The sequence below is a fragment of the Streptomyces sp. NPDC045701 genome, from assembly GCF_056432045.1.
Map to the genome: position 1 here is coordinate 1 of NZ_JBWKJV010000065.1, position 14,601 is coordinate 14,601.

Here is a 14,601-nt window from a genome sequence, read left to right on the forward strand (position 1 = left end):
CGGTGGCCGACAGATCAAAACCAAGGCACCAGGGCCAGTCGTAACGCGGGTCAGGCCACCACCCGAAGCGGCACCCCAACATCCTCACAGTCGTAACGGGTCGCGACCGCACGGGAGTTCTTGAGCCGGTTGATGGTCCGTTCGACTTCGTTGCGTGACGCTACCGGTCGCGGTCGAAACTGGTGGGCCTGCCGCCCAAGCCTGCTTTGCGCCGGCGGTTGGCCCGCTGGTCCCTGGGCTCGGGGATGGTGTGCCGGATCTGGCGTCTTCGCAGGTAGCTGCGGTCGCGGCGTGAACTGTATGCCTTGTCGCCGCTGATTGGTCCGGCCGGGACCGGGGCCGTCCGCCCAACGGTCGGGGAACCCGGATCCGGTCCAGGACCTCGATCATCCGCGGGGCGCCACCCCACTGACCTGGTGTGATCAGGAGGGCCATGGGGCGGCAGCCGCCATCGCCGGCGAGGTGAATCTTGCGGGTCAGGCCGCCCCGGGACCGTCCGAGTCCCTCGTCGGGACGGTGGTGCCGGGGCGTCGTCCACGTCACATGATCCGCCGGACAGGCCCCAGGGGGGCGGGGGTAGCGGCGTGCGGTGCGACGACCAACGCGGCGAGCGCGCGTGCGGGCGTCGCGGGCCGGGCGAGCCTCAGGGACACGGCCTCGGGCCGGCCTGGGCACCTTCCGGGGCGCTGCGCGGGACGCTGACGGTGACGCGCAGGCCGTGCGGCTCGTGGTGGGAGTACGTGATCGAGCCCCCTCCCGCCGCGAGCAGGGCGCGCGAGATGGACAGGCCGAGGCCCGAGCCCTTGACGTTCTGGTGGCGGTTGCTGCGCCAGAAGCGGTCGCCCACGCGCGCCAGTTCGTCGTCGGTGAGCCCGGGGCCGCGGTCGGTGACCACGATGGTGGAGGTGTCGCCGTCGGCCGCGACGCTCACCGTGACCTCCTCCCCGGCGGGTGTGAACTTCAGCGCGTTGTCGATCACCGCGTCGAGGGCGCTGGACAGCGCGACGGGGTCGGCCCAGGCCGTCACGGCCGAGCCGCGGTCGGTCAGGCGGACGCCCTTCTCGTCGGCCAGCGGCCGCCAGGCGGCCACGCGCTCGCCGGCCAGCTCCCCGATGTCGGTGAGCCGCAGATCGGCGGGCGCGTGCTCGGCGAGGGCGAGGCCCAGCAGGTCGTCGAGGACCTGGGCGAGGCGCTTGCCCTCGGTGCGTACGGAGGCGATCTCGTCGTTGCCGGGCGGCAGTTCCAGCGCGAGCAGCTCGATGCGCAGCAGCAGCGCGGCGAGCGGGTTGCGCAACTGGTGCGAGGCGTCGGCGACGAAGGCCCGCTGCTGCTCCAGCACCTCCTCGACGTTGTCGGCCATCTCGTTGAACGAGTGGGCCAGGCGCCGCAGTTCCGGCGGCCCGCCGGCCGCCGCGACCCGGGAGTTCATACGGCCGGTCGCGATGTCGTGGGTGGCGGCGTCCAGGACCTTGACGGGCTTGAGCACCCACCCGGTGAGCCGGAAGGCCGCCCCGACCGCCAGCAGCATCGCCGCGACCTCACCGGCCGCGATCAGCAGCCAGCCGTGCAGGATGCGGGAGCGCAGCTGGCCCGTGGGCGAGTCGGTGAGCACCACCGCGACGACGTCCCCGTCCCGTACCACCGGTGAGGCGACCGCGAGGCGGGCGTTCCGCTGCCAGGGCCAGACCTGCGGCGGGTCGTGGCTGCGGCGGCCCAGCAGGGCCTCGCGGAAGGCCCGGCGGGGCTCTCCCCGCTCCGGTACGTCCCAGTCCTTGGGGGCGCGGGCCATCGCGGTGGTGTCGCGGTAGAAGACGCCGACCTCGATCCCGTACACCTCGTGGTAGCGGACGAGTTCGCCGTGCAGGGTCGACTGCCGCTCGTCGATACCGGGTCCCCGCTCGGTGACGAACTGGGCCAGCGCCGCGAACCGGGCGGTGTCGTCGATCCGGTCGACGACGACGGTCTGCTGCCGGGCGGCGGCGAGGCTGGCCGCGAGCGGGAAGCCGAGCGCGAGCAGCACGCCCGCCATGAGGACGAGGAGCAGGGGGAGCAGTCGGGTGCGCACAGGGGCTTCAGGGGCTTCAGGGTTACGCGGCCGGCGCGACCAGGCGGTAGCCGACGCCGCGGACGGTTTCGATGAGGGCGGGCATCCGCAGCTTGGCCCGCAGGGACGCGACGTGCACCTCCAGGGTGCGGCCGGTGCCCTCCCAGCTGGTGCGCCAGACCTCGCTGATGATCTGCTCCCTGCGGAAGACGACGCCGGGCCGCTGGGCCAGCAGGGCGAGCAGGTCGAACTCCTTGCGGGTGAGCTGGACCTCCGTGCCCGCCACGCCGACCCGCCGGGTGGACAGCTCGATGGTGACCGGGCCGAGGCGCAGCGGCGCCGCCTCGTCCGTGCCGCCCTGGCCTCCCGCACCGCCGTTCTCGTCGGTGTCCGCGGCGGCGGAGCGCCGGCTGACGGCGTGGATGCGGGCCAGCAGCTCGCCGGGGTCGTACGGCTTGACGACGTAGTCGTCGGCGCCGAGGTTGAGTCCGTGGATCCGGGAGCGGACGTCGGCTCGCGCGGTCACCATGATCACCGGAGTGGTGGTGAGCTTCCGGATCTTGCCGCACACCTGGTAGCCGTCCTGGTCCGGCAGTCCGAGGTCCAGCAGGACGACGCCGAAGGGCGCCCGGCCGGCGTTGGCGGCGGGCAGGACGGCCTGGAGCGCCTCCTCGCCGTTGCGGGCGTGGGTGACCTCGAAGCCGTGCTTCTTGAGGATGGCGGACAGGGCCGCGGCGACGTGGTCGTCGTCCTCGACGAGCAGCAGTCTCATGGCCCCCTCCGTAAGGTGCGATCGCTTCGGTGACCATACGGCCACCTCGGCATGAACGCTGATGCGCGGCCCACCAGTCAAGAGGGTTCCGGCCACCGGGCCGGTTCCGTTATGCACCCGTTCCCCACTCCACCGCTCCGGCGCCGCCCCGTTCACGCATAGTGTCCGGTTGAAGCCGGATCGTTATGCTCAATTTCCGCTCAGATGTAATGACGCTGGTCGCACCGCGTGCTTAGTGTCCTCCCAACCGAGGAGGATGGAGCAAGAAGCCGATGAGCGGAGTGTCAGTGACCAAGGGCGCGGAGGACGCCGTACCGACGGCGGGCGACCTGGTCGTGCTGAGCAACGTCAACAAGCACTTCGGCGCGCTGCATGTGCTCCAGGACATCGATCTGACCATCGCCCGTGGCGAGGTCGTGGTCGTCATCGGGCCGTCCGGGTCCGGCAAGTCCACGCTGTGCCGCACGATCAACCGCCTGGAGACGATCGACTCGGGAAGCATCACCATCGACGGCAAGCCGCTGCCCCAGGAGGGCAAGGAGCTCGCCCGGCTGCGCGCCGACGTCGGCATGGTCTTCCAGTCGTTCAACCTCTTCGCGCACAAGACCGTGCTGGAGAACGTCATGCTGGGCCAGGTCAAGGTCCGCAAGGCGGAGAAGAAGGCCGCGGAGCAGAAGGCCAGGACGCTGCTCGACCGGGTGGGCGTCGGCTCCCAGGCCGACAAGTACCCGGCCCAGCTGTCCGGTGGCCAGCAGCAGCGCGTCGCGATCGCCCGCGCGCTGGCGATGGACCCGAAGGTGATGCTGTTCGACGAGCCCACCTCGGCGCTCGACCCCGAGATGATCAACGAGGTCCTCGAGGTCATGCAGCAGCTGGCGCGGGACGGGATGACGATGATCGTCGTCACCCACGAGATGGGCTTCGCGCGGTCCGCCGCCAACCGGGTCGTCTTCATGGCCGACGGCCGGATCGTCGAAGAGGCGACGCCGGACCAGTTCTTCAGCAGTCCGCGCAGCGACCGGGCCAAGGACTTCCTGTCGAAGATCCTTCACCACTGAGGGATCCCGCTGGTCTCCAGCGGCCACGACGATCAACGAACCACGACATAAGGGATGTTCACCATGAAGCTCCGCAAGACGGCCGCGCTGGCCGTTGCTGTGCTCGCGCTGACCGCGACCGCCTGTGGTGGCAAGGAGGGCTCGGCGGGCGACAAGCCGGCCGGCGTCCAGCCCGGCGCCAAGGACGCGCCCGCGCTGCCGAAGTACGTCGTCGCGACGAACGTCGACCTGAAGGGCTCGGCGACGTTCAAGGCGGCCAAGGAGCGCGGCAAGCTCATCGTGGGCTCCAAGGCGGACCAGCCGTACCTCGGCTTCGAGGACCAGGCCACCAAGAAGCGCTCCGGCTTCGACGTCGAGATCGCCAAGATGATCGCCGCCGAGCTGGGCTTCACCGAGTCCCAGATCGAGTGGAAGACGGTCGACTCCAGCACCCGTGAGACGGCCATCTCCAAGGGCCAGGTCGACTACTACGTCGGCACCTACACGATCAACGACAAGCGCAAGGCGCAGGTCGGCTTCGCGGGTCCGTACTACAAGGCCGGCGCCGACCTCCTGGTCCGCAAGGACGACACCTCGATCACCGGCCCGGAGGCCCTCAAGGGCAAGAAGGTCTGCTCCATCACCGGCTCCACGCCGCTGCAGGAGATCAAGCAGCCGAAGTACGGCGCCGAGACCACCGAGCTCGGCAAGTACTCGGACTGCGTCCAGCAGCTGCTGACCAAGCAGGTCGACGCGGTGACGACGGACGACGCGATCCTCAAGGGTTACGCCGCCCAGAACCCCGGCAAGCTGAAGGTCGTCGGCAAGCCGTTCACGCAGGAGCCGTACGGCATCGGCATGAACAAGGAGGACAAGGTCCTTCGCGACGCGGTCAACAACGCGCTGGAGAAGAACATCAAGGGCGGCACGTACAAGAAGATCTACGAGGCCACCCTCGGTCTGTCCGGCTCCGGGTTCACCGCGCCGCCGGCCATCGAGCGCTACTGACCGCCCCGCTTCGGGACGAAGCGCCCCGTACCTGACGCGTACGGGGCGCTCCGCCCCTTGCCCGGCCCGCCGCCGCTCGTCCAGGCGTCCCGTACACACCATGGGCACGTTCGTGTCGCACGCACCACGGGCGCCGCGTACACGCCGGACGAACCCGGAACCACGCGCACCACGCGCCACGCACACGCACCACGCGCGCCTCACACACCGCTTCCCACGCACGCACGCACGCACGTCGCCCGCCCCGCCCCGCACCCACCTCGACCGCCAGCCGCTGACCGCCGACGCGGAGACCCCATGAACGTACTGCTCGACCACTTCTCAGAGTTCCGCGACGGCTTCATAGGAACCGTGTCGATCACCGCCGTCAGCACCGCCATCGCGCTGGTCCTCGGCGTCGTCATCGCCGGCCTGCGGGTCTCCCCCATCCCGCCGTTGCGCTGGTTCGGGACCGCGTGGGTGACCCTGCTGCGCAACACCCCGCTGACACTGCTGTTCCTGGTGACGACGTTCGTGGTTCCCGAGATCCTGTTCCCGGGCATGAGCGCCTTCGTCCTCGGCTCGATCGCGCTCGGCTTCTACACGTCGTCGTTCATCTGCGAGGCCGTCCGCTCCGGCATCAACACCGTGCCGCTCGGCCAGGCCGAGGCGGCCCGCTCCCTCGGCATGACGTTCTCGCAGACGCTGCGGCTGATCGTGCTGCCCCAGGCGACCCGCACCGTGCTGCCGCCGCTGAGCTCCATCCTCATCGCGCTCACCAAGAACTCGGCCATCGCGGGCGCCTTCAGCGTCACCGAACTGTTCGGCTGGCAGAAGCTGATGAGCGAGGAGGGGTACGACATCGTCCCGATCTTCATCTGGGTCTCCCTCGCCTACCTGGCGGTCACCTTCTCCATCAGCGGTGTCTTCCGCATCCTTGAGCGCCGTATGGAGGTCGCCCGATGAGCGCCAGCGTTCTCTTCGACGCCCCCGGCCCCAAGGCCGTCATCCGCAACCGCGTCTACGCCGTCCTCGGCACCCTGGCCATCCTGGGGCTGCTCGCCGTCACGATCGTCCGGCTGAGCGACAAGGGGCACCTCGCCCCCGAGATGTGGGACATCTTCAACTACGCGGGCATCCGGCAGAACATCGCCGACGCCCTCCTCGCCACCCTGAAGGCCTTCGCCATCGCGGCCGTCGGTTCGCTGGTACTCGGAGTGCTTCTGGCCGTGGGCCGGCTCTCCGACCACAAGCCGGTCCGGTGGCTGGCGACCGGCTTCATCGAGCTGTTCCGCTCCATCCCGCTGCTGATCACCATCTACGCCGTGTGGGTCGGCTTCCTGACCGACTACTCGATGTGGGCGCTGGCGGTGGGCCTGTCGATCTACAACGGCTGCGTCCAGGCCGAGGTGCTGCGCGCCGGCGTCAACTCCGTACCGAAGGGCCAGCGGGAGGCCGCGTACGCGCTCGGCATGAGCAAGACGCAGGTCATGACGACCGTGCTGATGCCGCAGGCCGTCCGCGCGATGCTGCCGACGATCATCAGCCAGCTGGTGGTGACCCTCAAGGACACCTCGCTCGGCTTCATCATCCTGTACCCCGAGCTGCTCCAGACCGCCCGTCTGATCGCCTCCAACACGCAGGTCAACGGCATGTACCCGTACGTGTCGACGATCGTGGTGATCGGCGCCATCTATGTGGCGATGTGCCTGGCGCTGTCCGCGCTCGCGACCTGGATCGAGAAGCGGGGCCGCCGCGCCAAGACGGGCATCGGACCGGCCGCGCCGGCCGGCAACGCGGCCGTCCTCGGCGGCGACGCCGGCAACGCCGCCGCCAACACGATCCTGCTCGGCGGCGGCGCCGGTGGGGACGGCGGGGCCGCGTCCAAGGGCAACTGACGGTATGTGACATCATCCGGGTGTCTTACGTGGTGTACGGGGGCAGTGGCGGTCGCGCCGCTGCCCCCGTCACTTGACGCAAGCACCCGCAGTGGGTTGCATACGTTCTGTGATCGCGTCCCGTCGGGCTCCAGCCGCACTTTCCCGTGTTTCCCCTGCTCACCGCATGGCCGTAGGCGCCACAGGAGTCGCACCGTGGACCCGGTGATCGTGGTCGGCGCCGGCCCGGTCGGACTGGCGCTCTCCCTCGCCCTCGCCGCGCAGGGCGTACCCGCCGTCGTCCTGGACGAGGGCCCCGGCAAGGAGGAGCCTCGCGCGGCGCGCACCGCCGTGCTCCGCCCGGACACGGCCGCGTTCGTGGAGCGGCTCGGCTGCGCCACCGTACGGGACGAGGGAGCGCGCTGGACCGGCTGGCGGTCGATGCGCCGCCGGCAGCAGATGCGGCACGTCGAGTTCGGTCTGGAGGCCCCGTCCCCGCTGCACATCCCGCAGCACGCCCTGACGCGCGGGCTGCGGGAGGCCATCGCCGCGCTCCCGGACCCCGAACTGGTGCGGGTGGTCACGCACAGCCGCCTGGACGGCATCGAGCAGGACGCGCACGGCGTCACCGCGCACACCCGCGGGTCCGGGCCGACCTGGCGGGGCAGCCACCTGGTCGGCTGCGACGGCGCCCGGTCGACCGTGCGCAAGCTGCTGGGCGTCCGCTTCCCGGGGCGTACGGCCGTCGAACGCCACGCCGTCGCCGCCCTGCACGTGGAACTGCCCTGGCCGGACGAGGCCCTGCTGCATCGTCAGCCGCCGTGGCGCGGCGTGGGCGAGGAGGTCACGGCCCGGCCGCTGCCCGACGGCGGCTGGCGGCTGGACTGGCTGCTGCCGCCGCGCGGCGACCTCGTGACGCCCGACGCGCTGGTGACCCGGATCCGCGAGACGCTGGCCGGCTGGTGCGGCGGCGCCGCTCCGACGTACGAGCTGATCGACACGGGCGTCTACACGCTGCACCACCGGCTGGCGAAGCGGTGGCGGGTGGAGCGGGCCTTCCTCGCCGGGGACGCCGCCCACCTGCTGGGCGCGCTGGGTACGCAGGGGCTGGACGAGGGGCTGCGGGACGTCGAGAACCTGGCGTGGAAGCTCGCCCTGGCGTGGCACCACGGCGCCTCGGACGTGCTCCTGGACAGCTACCAGGCCGAGCGGCGCACCGCGGTCGCGGCCCGGCTCCGCGCGGCCGACCAGTCGTTGCCGGTGCTGCGCGGGGCGGGCGGACTGCGGACGTACCTGCGGGGCGGCGGGCACGACACGCTGCTGACGGACGGGCACGTGGGGCGCGGCCCGCTCGGTGCGCCGCCCGCGTACCCGCACTCCCCCCTCGCGCCTCCGCACGCCGAGGCGCACACGAGCGTGGGTACGCCGCTGGGGGCGCCGGTCGAGGACGTGCGCGTCACGGCGCCGGAGGACGGCACGACCGCGCGGTTGCGGGACCGGCTGGGGCGCGGCAGGCTCCTCGCCGTGCTGGTCGCCCCGGGCACGGGGGTGTGGGACCGCCGGCACTGGATGTCCGCGGGCCTGATGCCCCGGCTGGTGGAGGCGGTCTCCGCGCTGCCGGTCGAGGGCGAGGTGCTGGTCACGGAGACGTATCCGGGGGCGGCCGCGCACACCGTGCTGCTGGTGCGGCCCGACGGACACCTTGCGGCGGCCTTCGGCGGGGTGCGCCCCGAGGAGCTGTACGCGGCGGCCGACGCGGTGCGTGGCGGTGCTCCCTCACCGGTCCGCGCCGACCGGACGGCCGACGTCATGTGAGGACCGCCGTCGCCCGGCGGTCGGCGTCTCTCCGGAGCGTGACGACCGGCCCCCGGGCGGTGGCCGTGGTGCGGCGGCCTGCACCGTGCGGCGGTCGTCGTGCCTGCCCGGTCGACGCGGTGTTGGCGGGTCGGCGCGCGCTGTACCCGGCCGGCCGGCCCGGTCGGCGTTCCCTGCCGATGTGCCCGGCCGGTCGACGCGCTGCGCCGGCCGCGCGCCGTCACCGTCGGCGTCGTTTGACGGCGCCGGGAGTACGTGCTGTACTCCCGATCATGCTCGGCACCGATGTGCGCCTGTGGCGGAGGGTCCATATGGACCTGCTCCGCTACGCGGGCTGCGTGTGTCGTCCGTCCTGCTGAACTCGCCTCTTTTTCCTCCCGCGCGCCGGTGTCGCTGTCCCGCGCGCGTTCCCGCGACTTCATGTCCAGGACCTCAGGACGGTTCTTCCGTGTCCCAGTCTGTCTCCGCCTCCGTACGTGAGGCCGGGGCGGCGGTCCCGACCGCTGCCCGGCTCCTCGACTTCGTCCGCCGCACCGCGGCCGACACCGAACTGATCGCCTCCCTCCCGCTCGACCCGGAGGGCCGCACCTGGGTGCGGCTCGACGGTCCGGGCGGCAGTGAGGCGTGGCTCATCGGCTGGCCGCCCGGCACCGGCACCGGGTGGCACGACCACGCCGAGTCGTTCGGCGCCTTCGCCACCGCGCGCGGCGCGCTGAAGGAGAACTCCCTGTCGGTGCGGCTGCCTTCGGGTGGATGGCGGGCGCTCGAACTCAACGGGGACGTCGACCGCGAGCGTCTGCTGCCGGCCGGCGAAGGGCGGGCCTTCGGCCGGCACCATGTGCACGAGGTGCTCAACGAGTCGACCGCCGAGCACGCCGTGTCGGTGCACGCGTACTACCCGCCGCTGCCGCTGATCCGGCGCTTCAGCCGTACCGGCCCGGTGCTTCGGCTGGAGCAGGTCGAGCGTCCGGAGGACTGGCAGTGAACATCGACGAGTTGTTGCAGCGAGTCAGGGCGGGTCTGGACCGGGTGACCGCGCCCGAGGCGTTCGCCGCGGCCGGGACGGGTGACGCGCTCCTGGTGGACATCCGGTACGCGGCGCTGCGCGAGCGTGACGGGCTGATCCCCGGGGCGCTGGTCGTCGAGCGCAACGAGCTGGAGTGGCGCCTCGACCCCCTGGGCAGCCACCGCGCCCCGGAGGCGGTGAGCCACGACCTGCGGGTCGTGGTGGTGTGCAACGAGGGCTACGCGTCGTCCCTCGCGGCTGCCTCCCTGCACCAGTTGGGCCTGCACCGGGCGACCGACCTCATCGGTGGCTTCCAGGCGTGGAAGGCCGAGGGCCTGCCGGTCACCGGCCCCTGACGTTCCCCCGCCCCGCGCGGTGGTCGCGGGGCGGTCCGTCATCCCGCCGATCGGGGGCCCGGTCAGAAGCCCTCGTGCGGCAGGTCGTCCGTGTCCTCCCCCTCCGCCTCCAGCGCCTGCCGCACCACCCGCAGGGCCATGCCTTCCGGGTAGCCCTTGCGGGCGAGCATGCCCGCGAGGCGGCGGAGCCGGCGGTCGCGGTCGAGGCCGCGGGTGGCCCGGAGCTTGCGGGCGACCAGGTCGCGGGCCGTCTCCTCCTCCTGGTCGGAGTCGAGTCGCCCCACCGCTTCGTCGATCAGCTCGGCGTCCACCCCCTTGGTGCGCAGTTCCCTCGCGAGGGCACGGCGGGCCAGGCCCCGGCCGTGGTGCCGGGACTCCACCCACGCCCCCGCGAAGGCCGCGTCGTCGATCAGGCCGACGTCCTCGAAGCGGGAGAGGACTTCGTCGGCGACCTCGTCCGGGACCTCGCGCTTGCGCAACGCGTCCGCGAGCTGCTTGCGGGTACGGGGGGTCCCGGTGAGCAGGCGCAGGCAGATCGCCCGCGCCCGCTCAGCCGGATCCTGGGGCGACAGCTCCTTCTCGGCCCTCGACGAGTCGGGGCTGTCGCCCGGCCATTCGGTGCGCCTGACCATGGGGTCAGGCCTTGGCGGCCGCGGTCTTGGTCGCCTTGGTGGCCTTCACCGCCGGAGCCGGGACCGACTTCGCCGACTCGTCCGCGGCCGGCGTGCCCGCCGCACCCGCCGCGTCCGTGGCGGTCTCGGCCGCCGCCGGGGCCTCGGGCCGGACGCCCACGCCCAGCTTCTCCTTGATCTTCCTCTCGATCTCGTTGGCGAGGTCCGGGTTGTCCTTGAGGAAGTTGCGGGCGTTCTCCTTGCCCTGGCCCAGCTGGTCGCCCTCGTACGTGTACCAGGCGCCCGCCTTGCGGACGAAGCCGTGCTCGACACCCATGTCGATCAGGCCGCCCTCACGGCTGATGCCCTGGCCGTAGAGGATGTCGAACTCGGCCTGCTTGAACGGCGGCGCGACCTTGTTCTTGACGACCTTGCAGCGAGTGCGGTTGCCGACCGCATCGGTGCCGTCCTTGAGGGTCTCGATGCGGCGGATGTCGATGCGCACCGAGGCGTAGAACTTCAGCGCCCGGCCACCGGTCGTGGTCTCGGGCGAGCCGAACATCACACCGATCTTCTCGCGGAGCTGGTTGATGAAGATCGCCGTGGTCTTGGACTGGTTGAGCGCGCTGGTGATCTTGCGGAGCGCCTGGCTCATCAGACGGGCCTGGAGACCCACGTGCGAGTCGCCCATCTCGCCCTCGATCTCGGCACGCGGCACGAGCGCCGCCACGGAGTCGATGACGATCAGGTCGAGCGCGCCGGAGCGGACCAGCATGTCCACGATCTCCAGGGCCTGCTCACCGTTGTCCGGCTGGGACAGGATCAGGTTGTCGATGTCGACGCCCAGCTTCTGGGCGTACTCGGGGTCGAGGGCGTGCTCCGCGTCGATGAACGCGACCTGGCCACCGGCCTTCTGCGCGTTGGCCACGGCGTGCAGGGTCAGGGTCGTCTTACCGGAGGACTCCGGGCCGTAGACCTCCACCACGCGGCCACGGGGCAGGCCACCGACGCCGAGCGCGACGTCGAGCGCGGTCGAGCCGGTCGGGATGACCTCGATGGGCTCCCTGGACCGCTCGCCCATGCGCATCACTGCGCCCTTGCCGAATTGCCGTTCAATCTGTGCGAGCGCGGCGTCGAGCGCCTTCTCGCGGTCGGTTCCTGCCATGGGTTCCACCCGATTTGCTTGAGTCGATCGCTTCACGTCAAAGACGCTAACCCCTGCCACTGACAATGGGCCCCGACGTCCCTCCGACCTGTGGATAACTCGGCGGCCGACACCTCGCCGCCCCCGCGATCCCGGGCCGGAACCCCATAAGAATGGATGTTCGATTTCACTGTCAAGCGAGCCACACCGGCCGCGGGCCGCTCCTGCCGGCGCGGCCCGCGCGGCTGACCCGCCAGCGCGCGGGCGCCGCCCGGCATCCGGCCGGCGCACATTCTTCGTGGCAGGGCCACCCCTCCCCCGCTCGGCACAGCCGCGCGGCCGTCTGGGCGGCCGACACGGGCGTCACGCTGTTCGTCGGCGTCCGGACGGCCGTGGCGACGCTCCGGGCGGGGCACGGCGGCGAGCCGCTCGCACCTCCACGAGGTCGCGCAGCGGGCCGCGCGGCGGGCGCTCGCCGCCGAGCGGGAGCGGGAGGCGGGGGGACGAGGGCGCGGCAGAGCGCCACCGAGAAACGGCTGCGCACCGCCCGCGAGGTCCACGACGTCCTCGAGGCGGTCAGGGCGACGAGCGAGGGCGCCCCGCGCGAGCTGCGCGCCACCCTGGGGGTTCGGCAGGCCGACGAGGCCGCCCGACGACCGCGCCCGCCTCTCGTGGGGCCGGTTGCCGGCCGCGCTCTTCCCGGGGGCGCCGGGTACCCCGGCCACCGGGGGCGTGAGCGGTGGTCGCTTGCGCCGCTGCTCCTCGAACCCGACGCCGCCGGCCTCGAAGCGCCGCCAGTGGAGGGCCGTAAGGTCCTTCCAGCGGGTGAGGGCCTGGTCGACGGAGTCGTACCCGCCGGCCAGGCCTCCGCCGTCGCCGCGCTCTTCGCCGCCCACGGGGCCGGCTCGTCTCGGTACGGCTGACCGGGCCGCCGTACGAGCGCGCCCGCCGGCTGACCGGCCGCACGCGCGCGTGGCAGTCCTTCGCGCCGACCGGCGCCCTCATGGCCGCGCCGCCGGTCCGCCGGCCTCTCCGTACCGCTCGCCGCCTCGGCCTCGGACGGCGCCACGCTCGCCCTGCTCGTCCCCGCCCTGCCGATGATCACCCCGCTCCTGGTGACCGTCCAGGGCTGGGCCCGGTGGGCCTTCCGGCACCGGGCGAGCCGCCCGTCCCATCCGTGACCCGGCCCTGCGGGAGAGCGGTGATCCGGCCCGGGCGGGGACTCAGGCGCCGCGGGAGGGCGGATTGCGGTCGTCCAGCTCTCTCTTGGCGCGCAGGGCCCGCTGCACCCGGGCGAGGACGGCCTCGCCGTGCCGCCGGTGGCCGTGCACGCGCGGGTCCTCCGTCACGGCGTACCGCTTCACGTACGCGCCGAGGAACGCCTGCAGGGTGGCGACCGCCGGGATCGCGATGAGCGCCCCGACCGCGCCCAGCAGCGCGGTGCCGGCGACGACCGACCCGAAGGCGACCGCCGGGTGGATGTCGACGGTCTTCGCGGTGAGCTTGGGCTGTAGCACGTAGTTCTCGAACTGCTGGTACACCACCACGAACACCAGCACCCACAGCGCGTACCAGGGGTTCTCCCGGAAGGCGATCAGCATGGGGAGCGCGCCGGCCAGGTACGTACCGATGGTGGGGAGGAACTGGGACACCAGGCCGACCCAGACGGCGAGCGCGGGCGCGTACGGCACGTCCAGGGACTGGAGCAGGACGTAGTGGGCCAGGCCGGAGATCAGCGCCATCAGCCCGCGCGAATACAGGTAGCCGCCGGTCTTGTCGACGGCGATCTCCCAGGCGCGCAGCACCTCGGTCTGCTTGGCGGGCGGCAGGACGGAGCACAGGGCCCTGCGCAGCCGCGGGCCATCTGCCGCGAAGTAGAACGAGAACAGGAAGATCGTCAGCAGCTTGAACAGCCCGCCGAGCACGGTCGCGGAGACGTCCAGCACTCCGCTCGCGCTGTTCTGCACATACTTCCGCAGCCAGTCGGAGCGCAGCAGGCTGTCCTGGACCTCGACCCGGGAGAGCTCGGTGTGGAAGGTGTGGTTGATCCAGTTGATGAGCGAGTCGAGGTACTGGGGGAAGTCCTCGACCATGTCGACGATCTGGCCGGCCAGCATCGAGCCGAGCAGCACGACGAACCCGACGCCGGCCGCCAGGACGACGAAGAACACCAGGAAGGTGGCGAGACCGCGGCGCATCCCCCGGGCGGCCATCCGCCCCACGGCCGGCTCGATCGCCAGCGCCAGGAAGAACGCGATCAGAATGTTCACCAACAGGCCGATGAGCTGGTGGAACGCCCAACTGCCCAGCTGGAAGCAGGCGTACAGCGCCAGGGCCAGCACCATGGCCTTCGGCAGCCAGCGGGGCATACGGGCGGCGGGGATCCCGCCTCCGGCCGGGGTGGCCGCCCCCGGCGCCGCGGTCCTGCTCGGAGGCACGGTCGCGGCCGTGTTCGTGGCCGGTGGCGCGGGTTCGCGGGTCTCCGGCTCGCGGGTCGTCGGCGCGGTGCTCGTCGTCTCGGTCTCGTCAGTCGGGGCCACGGGGCAAGTGTGGCGCACGACTACGACATCCGGCCCACCAGCCCGGTGACCACCGTCCCGCGCGCGGCCGCCGCCCCGGCCGCACATCGTCTGCGGGGGTCCGCCGTCCGGGCCGGCCGTCAGCGCTTGTCCGCCGGGACGCCCACGGCCGCGCACACCGCGCGCCACACGTCCTTCGCCTCCCACCCCGCGTCCAGCGCCTGGTACACCGTCCGGCCGCCCAGCTCCGACATGACATGGTCCCGAGCGAAGGACTCGGCGTAGACCTCACCGAAGTGGTCCGCCATCCGCGACCCTGGTGGCTAATTCGGCGGCTGGTCAGGCTGCTCTACCTTTTTGGACGGGTTGGTCCTCCCATTCGTAGGGTGGGGACGCCCAGGGGTATCGGGTGTGGCTATCAGGCTGCTGCCGC

Annotated in this window: 15 protein-coding genes and 1 pseudogene; 9 read left to right on the forward strand and 7 right to left on the reverse strand. The window is 72.0% G+C overall.

Going from position 1 to position 14,601, the window contains the following annotated elements; genetic code table 11:
- Nucleotides 1-50 precede the first annotated feature (50 nt).
- The 3 genes and pseudogenes from AC07DW_RS30570 to AC07DW_RS30580 form a co-directional block, all read right to left on the reverse strand.
- Nucleotides 51-528, reverse strand: a pseudogene (locus AC07DW_RS30570) (transposase); the annotation flags it as partial.
- Nucleotides 529-643: 115 nt separating this feature from the next.
- Nucleotides 644-2,065 (reverse strand): sensor histidine kinase, encoded by a 1,422-nt coding sequence (locus AC07DW_RS30575; protein WP_478860922.1) that lies wholly within the window; start codon nt 2,063-2,065, stop codon nt 644-646.
- A 22-nt stretch (nt 2,066-2,087) separates the two neighbouring features.
- A complete protein-coding gene (locus AC07DW_RS30580; protein WP_478860923.1) occupies nt 2,088-2,816 on the reverse strand; it encodes a response regulator transcription factor in 729 nt (242 codons plus the stop codon).
- 272 nt (nt 2,817-3,088) lie between these two features.
- Here AC07DW_RS30580 and AC07DW_RS30585 point away from each other — a divergent pair, with 272 nt between their 5' ends.
- The 8 genes from AC07DW_RS30585 to AC07DW_RS30620 all read left to right on the forward strand — a co-directional run bounded on the left by AC07DW_RS30585 (nt 3,089) and on the right by AC07DW_RS30620 (nt 9,894).
- A complete protein-coding gene (locus AC07DW_RS30585; protein ID WP_478860924.1) occupies nt 3,089-3,874 on the forward strand; it encodes an amino acid ABC transporter ATP-binding protein in 786 nt (261 codons plus the stop codon).
- Between the two features lie 63 nt (nt 3,875-3,937).
- Nucleotides 3,938-4,861: a glutamate ABC transporter substrate-binding protein gene (locus AC07DW_RS30590; protein WP_478860925.1), complete on the forward strand. Its 924-nt coding sequence runs from the start codon at nt 3,938-3,940 to the stop codon at nt 4,859-4,861.
- A gap of 297 nt (nt 4,862-5,158) precedes the next feature.
- Nucleotides 5,159-5,806: an amino acid ABC transporter permease gene (locus AC07DW_RS30595; protein ID WP_478860926.1), complete on the forward strand. Its 648-nt coding sequence runs from the start codon at nt 5,159-5,161 to the stop codon at nt 5,804-5,806.
- Nucleotides 5,803-6,738 carry an amino acid ABC transporter permease gene (locus tag AC07DW_RS30600; protein WP_478860927.1) on the forward strand — a complete coding sequence of 312 codons (936 nt, stop codon included), beginning with the start codon at nt 5,803-5,805 and terminating at the stop codon, nt 6,736-6,738. The genes AC07DW_RS30595 and AC07DW_RS30600 overlap by 4 nt, the downstream gene beginning before the upstream one ends.
- A 195-nt stretch (nt 6,739-6,933) precedes the next feature.
- On the forward strand, nt 6,934-8,532 hold the full coding sequence (locus AC07DW_RS30605) for an FAD-dependent oxidoreductase (RefSeq protein ID WP_478860928.1): 1,599 nt from the start codon (nt 6,934-6,936) through the stop codon (nt 8,530-8,532).
- Nucleotides 8,533-8,804: 272 nt separating this feature from the next.
- Entirely contained in the window at nt 8,805-8,891 is an 87-nt protein-coding gene (locus AC07DW_RS30610) for a putative leader peptide (protein ID WP_478860934.1), read from the forward strand.
- A gap of 89 nt (nt 8,892-8,980) precedes the next feature.
- Nucleotides 8,981-9,517 carry a cupin domain-containing protein gene (locus AC07DW_RS30615; RefSeq protein WP_478860929.1) on the forward strand — a complete coding sequence of 179 codons (537 nt, stop codon included), beginning with the start codon at nt 8,981-8,983 and terminating at the stop codon, nt 9,515-9,517.
- On the forward strand, nt 9,508-9,894 hold the full coding sequence (locus AC07DW_RS30620) for a rhodanese-like domain-containing protein (protein WP_478860935.1): 387 nt from the start codon (nt 9,508-9,510) through the stop codon (nt 9,892-9,894). Before AC07DW_RS30615 ends, AC07DW_RS30620 begins: the two co-directional genes overlap by 10 nt.
- Before the next feature lie 62 nt (nt 9,895-9,956).
- On the opposite strand, the gene recX is transcribed toward AC07DW_RS30620, so the two are convergent.
- A complete protein-coding gene (recX, locus tag AC07DW_RS30625) occupies nt 9,957-10,526 on the reverse strand; it encodes a recombination regulator RecX (protein ID WP_478860930.1) in 570 nt (189 codons plus the stop codon).
- Nucleotides 10,527-10,530: 4 nt separating this feature from the next.
- Nucleotides 10,531-11,670 (reverse strand): recombinase RecA, encoded by a 1,140-nt coding sequence (recA, locus tag AC07DW_RS30630; protein ID WP_478860931.1) that lies wholly within the window; start codon nt 11,668-11,670, stop codon nt 10,531-10,533.
- A gap of 152 nt (nt 11,671-11,822) precedes the next feature.
- Here recA and AC07DW_RS30635 point away from each other — a divergent pair, with 152 nt between their 5' ends.
- Nucleotides 11,823-12,572 (forward strand): hypothetical protein, encoded by a 750-nt coding sequence (locus tag AC07DW_RS30635; RefSeq protein ID WP_478860932.1) that lies wholly within the window; start codon nt 11,823-11,825, stop codon nt 12,570-12,572.
- 300 nt (nt 12,573-12,872) lie between these two features.
- On the opposite strand, the gene AC07DW_RS30640 is transcribed toward AC07DW_RS30635, so the two are convergent.
- Both AC07DW_RS30640 and AC07DW_RS30645 read right to left on the reverse strand, forming a co-directional pair.
- Nucleotides 12,873-14,018, reverse strand: coding sequence for an AI-2E family transporter (locus AC07DW_RS30640; protein WP_478860936.1), 1,146 nt, complete (start codon nt 14,016-14,018; stop codon nt 12,873-12,875).
- Nucleotides 14,019-14,308: 290 nt separating this feature from the next.
- Nucleotides 14,309-14,476 carry a DUF3046 domain-containing protein gene (locus AC07DW_RS30645; protein ID WP_478860933.1) on the reverse strand — a complete coding sequence of 56 codons (168 nt, stop codon included), beginning with the start codon at nt 14,474-14,476 and terminating at the stop codon, nt 14,309-14,311.
- Nucleotides 14,477-14,601: the final 125 nt, after the last annotated feature.

Excerpts from the sequence above, each read along its gene's own strand:
- AC07DW_RS30580 (WP_478860923.1), bottom strand. The coding sequence starts at position 2,816 with ATGAGACTGCTGCTCGTCGAGGACGACGACCACGTCGCCGCGGCCCTG.
- AC07DW_RS30585 (WP_478860924.1), top strand. The coding sequence starts at position 3,089 with ATGAGCGGAGTGTCAGTGACCAAGGGCGCGGAGGACGCCGTACCGACG.
- AC07DW_RS30590 (WP_478860925.1), top strand. The coding sequence starts at position 3,938 with ATGAAGCTCCGCAAGACGGCCGCGCTGGCCGTTGCTGTGCTCGCGCTG.
- AC07DW_RS30595 (WP_478860926.1), top strand. The coding sequence starts at position 5,159 with ATGAACGTACTGCTCGACCACTTCTCAGAGTTCCGCGACGGCTTCATA.
- AC07DW_RS30600 (WP_478860927.1), top strand. The coding sequence starts at position 5,803 with ATGAGCGCCAGCGTTCTCTTCGACGCCCCCGGCCCCAAGGCCGTCATC.
- AC07DW_RS30610 (WP_478860934.1), top strand. The coding sequence starts at position 8,805 with ATGCTCGGCACCGATGTGCGCCTGTGGCGGAGGGTCCATATGGACCTG.
- recX (WP_478860930.1), bottom strand. The coding sequence starts at position 10,526 with ATGGTCAGGCGCACCGAATGGCCGGGCGACAGCCCCGACTCGTCGAGG.
- recA (WP_478860931.1), bottom strand. The coding sequence starts at position 11,670 with ATGGCAGGAACCGACCGCGAGAAGGCGCTCGACGCCGCGCTCGCACAG.
- AC07DW_RS30635 (WP_478860932.1), top strand. The coding sequence starts at position 11,823 with ATGGATGTTCGATTTCACTGTCAAGCGAGCCACACCGGCCGCGGGCCG.
- AC07DW_RS30640 (WP_478860936.1), bottom strand. The coding sequence starts at position 14,018 with ATGCCCCGCTGGCTGCCGAAGGCCATGGTGCTGGCCCTGGCGCTGTAC.
- AC07DW_RS30645 (WP_478860933.1), bottom strand. The coding sequence starts at position 14,476 with ATGGCGGACCACTTCGGTGAGGTCTACGCCGAGTCCTTCGCTCGGGAC.